This is a genomic window from Microbacterium sp. K41, assembly GCF_004794395.1.
GTDB lineage: Bacteria > Actinomycetota > Actinomycetes > Actinomycetales > Microbacteriaceae > Microbacterium > Microbacterium sufflavum.
In genome coordinates this window covers 1-4,612 of the sequence record NZ_SSDO01000295.1, presented here as the reverse complement: position 1 = coordinate 4,612, position 4,612 = coordinate 1, and the positions used below count along the sequence as shown (strand labels likewise).

At 72.4% G+C, this 4,612-nt stretch carries 4 protein-coding genes and 1 pseudogene; 4 read left to right on the top strand and 1 reads right to left on the bottom strand.

Annotation, left to right across the window (positions count from 1 at the left end; all coding sequences use genetic code 11):
- From DW309_RS08620 to DW309_RS08610, 3 genes are all read left to right on the top strand, one after another.
- Window positions 1-780: IMP dehydrogenase (locus DW309_RS08620; protein ID WP_205812702.1), on the top strand; the 780-nt coding region annotated here is incomplete at its 5' end.
- Window positions 781-891: 111 nt separating this feature from the next.
- Window positions 892-2,211 carry a hemolysin family protein gene (locus tag DW309_RS08615; protein ID WP_136030868.1) on the top strand — a complete coding sequence of 440 codons (1,320 nt, stop codon included), beginning with the start codon at window positions 892-894 and terminating at the stop codon, window positions 2,209-2,211.
- Window positions 2,208-3,269 carry a hemolysin family protein gene (locus DW309_RS08610; RefSeq protein WP_136035230.1) on the top strand — a complete coding sequence of 354 codons (1,062 nt, stop codon included), beginning with the start codon at window positions 2,208-2,210 and terminating at the stop codon, window positions 3,267-3,269. The genes DW309_RS08615 and DW309_RS08610 overlap by 4 nt, the downstream gene beginning before the upstream one ends.
- Window positions 3,270-3,338: 69 nt before the next feature.
- Here DW309_RS08610 and DW309_RS08605 read toward each other — a convergent pair whose 3' ends face one another.
- On the bottom strand, window positions 3,339-4,406 hold the full coding sequence (locus tag DW309_RS08605; protein WP_136045136.1) for an NADH:flavin oxidoreductase/NADH oxidase: 1,068 nt from the start codon (window positions 4,404-4,406) through the stop codon (window positions 3,339-3,341).
- A gap of 55 nt (window positions 4,407-4,461) precedes the next feature.
- Between DW309_RS08605 and DW309_RS20010 the strand changes: the two are divergent.
- Window positions 4,462-4,612, top strand: a pseudogene (locus DW309_RS20010) (NAD(P)H-hydrate dehydratase); the annotation flags it as partial.

The window sequence follows — 4,612 nt, the reverse complement described above, 5'->3', positions numbered from 1 at the left end:
GCGGTCGGCATCAACGGCGACGTCGCCGCGAAGGCCCGCGCGCTCGCCGGTGCCGGGGTGGACGTGCTGGTGCTCGACACCGCCCACGGCCACCAGGAGGGCATGCTCCGCGCACTGCGCACGGTGGCCGAGCTCGGCCTCGGCCTCCCGATCGTCGCGGGCAACATCGTCACGGCCGACGGCGTGCGCGACCTCGTCGATGCGGGGGCCACGATCCTCAAGGTCGGCGTCGGCCCCGGCGCGATGTGCACGACGCGCATGATGACCGCCGTGGGGCGCCCGCAGTTCTCGGCGGTGCTGGAGACGGCGCAGGCCGCCCGCGAGGCCGGAGCGCACGTGTGGGCGGACGGGGGAGTGCGCTACCCGCGCGACGTGGCCCTCGCACTCGCGGCCGGCGCGGCCTCCGTCATGATCGGCTCGTGGTTCGCCGGCACGATCGAGGCGCCGGGCGAGCTGCAGCGCGACGCGGAGGGGCGCCTGTTCAAGGAGTCGTGGGGGATGGCGTCGACCAAGGCCGTGCAGGCGCGGTTCGAGCGCCTCGACGCGTACGAGCGCGCCCGCAAGGAGCTGTTCGCCGAGGGCATCTCCTCCTCGAAGATCTACCTCGACCCGCTGCGGCCGGGTGTGGAGGACCTGCTCGACATGATCACGTCCGGCGTGCGGTCCTCATTCACGTACGCGGGTGCTGCGACCGTGCCGGAGTTCCACGAGCGCGCGCTGGTCGGCCTGCAGTCCGCGGCCGGCTACGAGGAGGGCAAGGCGCTGCCCGTCAGCTGGTAGCACGGGCGCGGTCACGGCCGCGTTCTGTAGAATCGAGCGCACTATGGACGACCCCCCCAGTTGCCGAACATCGCCCCACCGTCCCGGACTCTCTGCGGAGAGGAATAGCTGATGGATTTCATCATGTTGGGCGTGGGGCTCCTGCTCACGGTCGGCACCGGCCTCTTCGTCGCGAGCGAGTTCGCCCTGGTCAATCTCGACCGGGCCGAACTGGAGGCGCGACAGGCCCGGGGCGAATCCCGGCTCTCGCTCACGATCAGCGCTCTCAAGCACACCTCGACGCACCTGTCGTCCGCGCAGCTCGGCATCACGCTGACCACGCTGCTCACCGGTTACACGATGGAGCCGGCGCTGTCGAACCTCCTGCGCCCGACGCTCGTCGCCTGGAGCATCCCCGAGGCCGCGGTCGCCCCGATCGCGACCGTCGTGGCGATGTTCGTGGCCACGGTGCTGTCGATGATCCTGGGTGAGCTGGTCCCGAAGAACTTCGCGCTCGCGCTGCCCCTGGCGACCGCGAAGCTCGTGATCCCGTTCCAGACCGCGTTCACGGCCGTGTTCAAGCCCGCGATCGTGGTGCTCAACGGCAGCGCGAACGGCGTGCTGCGCGGCATGGGCATCGAGCCCAAGGAGGAGCTGTCCGGCGCCAGGAGTGCGGAGGAGCTGTCGTCTCTGGTACGCCGCTCCGCGAGCGCCGGGCTGCTGGAGGCCGACACGGCGACGCTGCTCGACCGCACCCTGACGTTCTCGCGCCTCACGGCCGCCGACGTGATGACGGCCCGTCCGAGCATGCACGCGATCGCCGCGGGCGACTCGGTCGACGACGTGATCCAGCTCGCGCGCCGCACGGGCCACAGCCGCTTCCCGGTGTTCGACGAGGACCTCGACGACATCACCGGCGTCGTGCACCTGAAGGCCGCGATCGCCGTCCCGCGGGAGCGGCGGGCCGAGGTGCCCGTCGGCGCCCTGGCGACCGAGCCGCTGCGCGTGCCGGAGACCGCCCACGTCGACGCGCTGATCTCCGACCTCCGCGGCCGCGGCTACCAGCTGGCCGTCGTGGTCGACGAGTACGGCGGCACGGCGGGCATCGTGACCCTGGAGGACCTGGTGGAGGAGCTCGTGGGCGAGGTGTCCGACGAGCACGACCGCACGCGGGCCGGCATCATCCGCAACCGCGACGGCATCACGTTCCCCGGCGAGCTGCGCCCCGATGAGCTGCGCAGCCGTGCGGGCGTCGACGTGCCGGAGGGCGACGTGTACGACACCGTGGGCGGCTACGTCATGAGCGTGCTGGAGCGCGTGCCGGTCGTCGGCGACGAGGTGCCGCTGGAGAGCGGCACGCTGCACGTCGTCCGGATGGACGGCCGCCGGGTGGACCGGGTGCGCTACGTGCCCAGACCGGACTCCCTCGAGGCCGAGGAGGTGTCGCGATGAGCGATTGGGTCGGCCTCGCCTGGCTGGTCGTGCTGCTGGCGGCGAACGCGTTCTTCGTCGGCGCGGAGTTCGCGGTGATCTCCGCGCGGCGCTCGCAGATCGAGCCGCGCGCCGAGCGCGGGTCCCGGGCCGCGAAGACGGCGCTGTACGCGATGGAGCACGCCACGCTCATGCTCGCGACCTCGCAGCTGGGCATCACGATCTGCTCCCTGCTGATCCTGAACGTGTCGGAGCCGGCGATCCACCACCTGCTCGCGGTGCCGATGCACGCGCTGGGCTGGGCCGACGGCGCGGTCGACGTGGTCTCGTTCGTGATCGCGCTGCTCGTCGTCTCGTTCCTGCACGTGGTGTTCGGCGAGATGGTGCCGAAGAACCTGGCGTTCTCGGTGCCCGACCGCGCGGTGCTGATCCTCGCGTCGCCGCTGGTGTGGATCTCGAAGGTGTTCATGCCGGTGATCTGGCTGCTCAACGCGGCAGCCAACGGCGTGCTACGGCTGTTCCGCGTCGAGCCGAAGAACGAGGCGGCCTCGACCTTCACGCTCGACGAGGTGGCCACGATCGTGAGCCAGTCCCGTCGCGAGGGCGTGCTGATGGACACCGCGGGCACCGTGACCGCCGCCGTCGAGTTCACCGACAAGAAGGCGCGCGACGTGGCGGTGCCGCTGGGCGACCTCGTGACGCTGCCGCAGACCACGACGCCGGACGACATCGAGAAGGCCGTGGCCCGCTACGGGTTCTCGCGCTACGTGATCGTCGACGACGAGGACACCCCGATCGGGTACGTGCACCTGAAGGACATCCTGCGCGCCTCGGAGGGGCCGGACGCGGACACGAAGGTGCACGAGCCGATCCCGGGCAAGCGGATCCACCACATGGTCCCCGTGCAGGAGGACACCGACCTGGAGGACGCGCTCGCCGTGATGCGACGCGCCGGCCGTCACCTGGCGAAGGTGCGCGACTCGGCGGGCGAGACGACGGCGGTGCTGTTCCTGGAGGACATCCTGGAGGAGCTCGTCGGTGAGGTGCAGGACGCGACGCGGCGCGTGCGCGGGCACTGACACCACAGCCGTCCAGCGCGAAGGCCGCCGTTCCCGATGGGGCGGCGGCCTTCGTCGTCGAGAGGCGGTTCAGCGCCAGCGGGCGCGCTCGTACTGCGGCGGCCACGCGACCTCGGCACCGAGCTCGTGCGCCGCACGCAGCGCGAAGTGCGGGTCGCGCAGCCACTCCCGACCGGCGAAGATCGCATCCGCCGCGCCGTCGGCCAGCACCTGCTCGGCCTGTGCGGCCGCGGTGATGAGGCCGACCGCCGACACCGGGATGCGGCCGCCCTGGCGCACGGTCTCCGCGAGCGGCACCTGGTAGCCGGGCGACACGGCGATGCGCTGGTGCGCGACGAGCCCGCCGCTGGACACATCGATCAGGTCGGCGCCGTGCTCGGTCGCCCACGCCCCGACCACTGCGGCCTCGTCTGGCGTGAACCCGCCCTCGGCGTGGTCGGTCGCCGAGATCCGCACGAACACCGGGACGTCGTCGCCGGCGGTCGCGCGCACGGCGTCGAGCACCCGCAGCAGCAGCCGGGCACGGTTGTGGAGCGAGCCGCCGTACTCGTCGTCGCGGTGGTTCGACAGCGGCGACAGGAACTGGTGCAGCAGGTAGCCGTGCGCGCCGTGCAGCTCCAGCACGTCGAAGCCGGCGTCGAGCGCGCGCCGGGCCGCCGTGGCGAACGCCTCGACCACGCGGTCGATGCTCGCCGCGTCGAGGGCGACCGGATCCGCGAACCCGTCGAAGGCCACGGCGGACGGAGCCACGGTGGTCCAGCCTCCCTCGGTCGCGGGCACGGAGCCGCGCTCGGGCGCCCACGGCCACCATGTCGACGCCTTGCGACCCGCGTGCGCGAGCTGGATGCCGGCGAGCGAGCCCCGGTCGTGGATCGCCCGGACGACGGGGGCGAGGGCGTCGCGTTGCTCGTCGGTCCACAGCCCGAGGTCGCGCGGCGAGATGCGACCCTCCGGCACCACGGCGGTGGCCTCGGCGACGATCAGCCCGGCGCCGCCCGAGGCGAACTGCGCCAGGTGGGCGTGGTGCCACTCCTGCGCGACGCCGTCGAGGGCGCTGTACATGCACATCGGGGAGACCCACAGGCGGTTGCGGAACGTGGTCGAGCGGATGGTCAACGGGGAGAAGAGGAGGCTCACGGTTCGACGCTACCGGGGCTCGGGAGGCGGCGGGGCCGCCCGCTAACGTGGAGGCATGAGCGAAGCGCGCGAGTGGTCACGCGTCGACACGGCCCGGTTCGTCCGCGCCGCGACGCGCGACGACGACAAGTACTCGCGCGGCGTGGTGGCCCTGCGCACCGGTTCGCCCGCGTACCCCGGGGCCGCCGTGCTCGGGGTCGAGGCCG